General features: G+C 62.9%; 3 protein-coding genes. 2 read left to right on the top strand and 1 reads right to left on the bottom strand.

All coding sequences use genetic code 11. The annotated features are described in order from the left end of the window. The first annotated feature begins 596 nt into the window (after positions 1 to 596). The gene (locus GY769_02555) at positions 597 to 1067 is read left to right on the top strand and encodes a hypothetical protein (GenBank protein ID MCP4200801.1); all 471 of its coding nucleotides are present in this window, start codon (positions 597 to 599) and stop codon (positions 1065 to 1067) included. Positions 1068 to 1101: 34 nt separating this feature from the next. Here GY769_02555 and GY769_02550 read toward each other — a convergent pair whose 3' ends face one another. Then, the gene (locus tag GY769_02550; protein MCP4200800.1) at positions 1102 to 1278 is read right to left on the bottom strand and encodes a hypothetical protein; all 177 of its coding nucleotides are present in this window, start codon (positions 1276 to 1278) and stop codon (positions 1102 to 1104) included. A gap of 184 nt (positions 1279 to 1462) precedes the next feature. Between GY769_02550 and GY769_02545 the strand changes: the two genes are divergently transcribed. Further along, on the top strand, positions 1463 to 2876 hold a 1414-nt coding region (locus GY769_02545; GenBank protein ID MCP4200799.1), incomplete at its 3' end, for an ISKra4 family transposase.

Raw genomic sequence — 2876 nt, 5'->3', positions numbered from 1 at the left:
CGTCGAATGCGAGCTCCCCACGGCTCCTCCTTGTCTCATCGTGTTCGGGCCTTCAGCATCCGGCCCCGGCGGGGTAAGATGCCTACTATGCCCTCTGCTGACTTCTGCTCGATCACGCCAGGGGTTGCCCCCAGACGCGCTGCCGGCGCTTTAGGGTCCGGTGGCCGATCCAGGTCTTTCGGCCTGGGCCTCAGTCCGGCTCCCATGGCGGTGTCCGGCCGCTCGTCGAGCAGATCTCCCCGGATAAGGACATGTACTGTCGCTGCACAGCCGCGCCATTTACCGTATCCCCCGAACCACAGGGCTTCGGCACGTTGTGCTGCCTCGCCCCAGGGAAGTCGGCCTTCTATGGCGTTCGTGTTCCTCGGCTCGCAGCTTTGCCGCGGCCTTCCTTCAGACGACCCCTCGCGGGGCCGCCCTTGCCGTAAGCTAGTCATTCTCTCTGTCCATAGCGTGGACGGTGGTTCACTGACAGGGGACTTTCACCCCACAAGTACATGCCCATGCCGGGCGTACACAAGTCCATGCAGCGGAGTCGCTGCGCTCCCCGCTGATGGCAGCCGTTCTGCGGCTCTCATAGAGTGGGGCAGATAGCGATGGCAGGCAAGGACTCGATACACAGAATCCTCCTAGCGATGGAGGAGACTGCGCGCGCTACAGCTGCCGGAGATTCATCAAAACAAAACGTCACTCCAGCGTTTGTACAGCAACTGAATTCCCTGGTCGCCCAGGTAAATGAGCTCGTGCCTGAGGCGGATCTAGCGCTTTTTGAGGAGGGCCTTCAGGTCTGGAATACTGGATTTCCAAGTGCTCTCGAAGTACTTCAGCAGATTAAGCTCGCGCTCGATTTTTTAGTAAAATCTCCAACGAACTCTCCCAAAGCATCTGCCCTTTCTCCAAACGTTGCAGAGCCGGAAATAGAACGGCCGGGAGTGTTTATCGGCTGTTCCGTTGAGGGTCTCCGAGTTGCCAAGATTATCCAGATGACTTTATCTCATCGCACAAGACCAGTAATCTGGCACCAGGGTGTGTTCGGCCTTTCGCATGAGTGCGGCTCCTTTTCATAGAGTATGAAGGCGTTTGTTTTCAGTGGTTTAGTGCCTACTCTCGGTTCGCGAACGAGCAGGAACGGCCGACCTTTGCACGGCCGCCGATGTTCATCAGCGCCGAGTTCATGGCGTAGCGCACCCGATTCTTGCGGCCGTGGATCTGCTCCTCGATCGCCGCCAGCTGCGCTTCGAAGAACTCGTCCGGCAGGCTGTCGTCGGAACGTGCCAAGGTGCACAGCATCAGCCAGCCCGCCAGGCCGATCCACTCGCTCCGCCGACGGCCAATACTGGCGTGGTTCCATGGAGTTGGTCTCTCGGGGCTGGACTTTTCGCGATGCGCGTGACAAGGTGGTTCCCCGGGCCAGATTGGAGCCGCAATGGAGCGGCGCGGAAAGAGGGCCCGGGGAGGTCGCATGGGCCTTGCACTTGTTCGAGACCCAGAGGACGACGGATTCGAGGAGGCCGAGGATCAGTTCGGAGCGATGGCGGAATTTCTCAGGTCGATGGAGGCGGGAAAGATGACGGAGAGCGATCTCGAGCGGCGGCTGGAGGAAGAGGGCCGGGAGTTGCTGCGCAAGCTGCTGGCCGCCCATGTGCAGATGCGGGCTCCGGGGGAGGCAGAGGGTCCGGTCATCGATGCCGAAGGCGTGAGGCGGGCAGAGAAGCGAAGCCACCCACGGAGGTTGGTCACGAGCTTCGGGGAGATCGACGTGCCACGTACGGGGTACGCCCGAGCCGGGGAGGCGAGCTTGCATCCTCTCGATGGCGAGATGAACCTGCCGCGCGAGAGCTACTCCCTCGAGCTGCGCAGAAAAGTGGCATGGGAGACGGCCCGAGGCTCGTTCGAAGAGGGGCAGGAGGCGATCGAGCGTCAGACAGGGGTGAAGATTCCCAAACGCCACGTCGAGGAGCTCGCAGCGCGCGCAGCGGTGGATTTCCAGAGCTTCTACAAGGCGCGCAGCGAGGCGGGCAAAGAAGCGACCGAGGCTGGTGACGAAGCCTCTGGGGGGGAGCCCGTGCCGCTACTGGTCATCAGCTTCGACGGCAAGGGTGTCGTCGTGCGGGAGCAGGATCTGCGGGAGAGCACGAAGCGTCGCAGGGAGGGTGAGAAGAACGCACGGCCTGGCTGCAAGCGGATGGCGATCGTGGCGACGGTGTACGACGTGGCGCCGTATCCCCGGACTCCCCTCGACGTGGTCAACGACCTGTTTCCCATCGACGATTCCACGGCGATGCCTCCACGGCGCAAGAGAAAGCAGAAGAAGGCCCGGCCCAGGCCGAGGAGCAAGCGGGTGTGGGCGAGCCTGGCTCGGCAGCCGGAGGAGGTCATGGCGGAGGCCTTTGCCGAGGCCGCAGCCCGCGACCCTCAACGACGCCGTACATGGATAGTCCTGGTGGACGGAGAACCGCACCAGCTTCGGCTGGTGCGCAGGTTTCAGAAGCAGTATCAGTTCCAGATCGTCCTCGACTTTTTCCACGTGCTCCAGCGCCTCTGGGCCGCAGCCCGCGCCCTGTGCCCTGAGGACAAGTGGCAACAGCAGAACTACGTCCGCACCCGCGCCCAGAGGGTCCTCTCCGGCTGGGCCTCGCAAGTTGCTGGCGGAATGCGCGCCGCAGCCACCCACAGGGATCTGGTCAAGAAAGATCGTGAGCCGGTGGACGATGCCTGTGACTACCTTGTGAAGTACCGTCGCTACCTCCCCTACGGCGACTGCCTCGAAGCCGGCCTGCCGATCGCCACCGGAGTGATCGAGGGCACCTGCCGCAGCCTCATCGTCCACCGGATGGACCGCTCCGGTGCCCGCTGGAGCCTCTCGGGCGCCGAGG

Source organism: bacterium, from assembly GCA_024224155.1.
GTDB lineage: Bacteria > Acidobacteriota > Thermoanaerobaculia > Multivoradales > JAHEKO01 > CALZIK01.
This window is presented reverse-complemented; position numbering and strand designations above follow the sequence as displayed.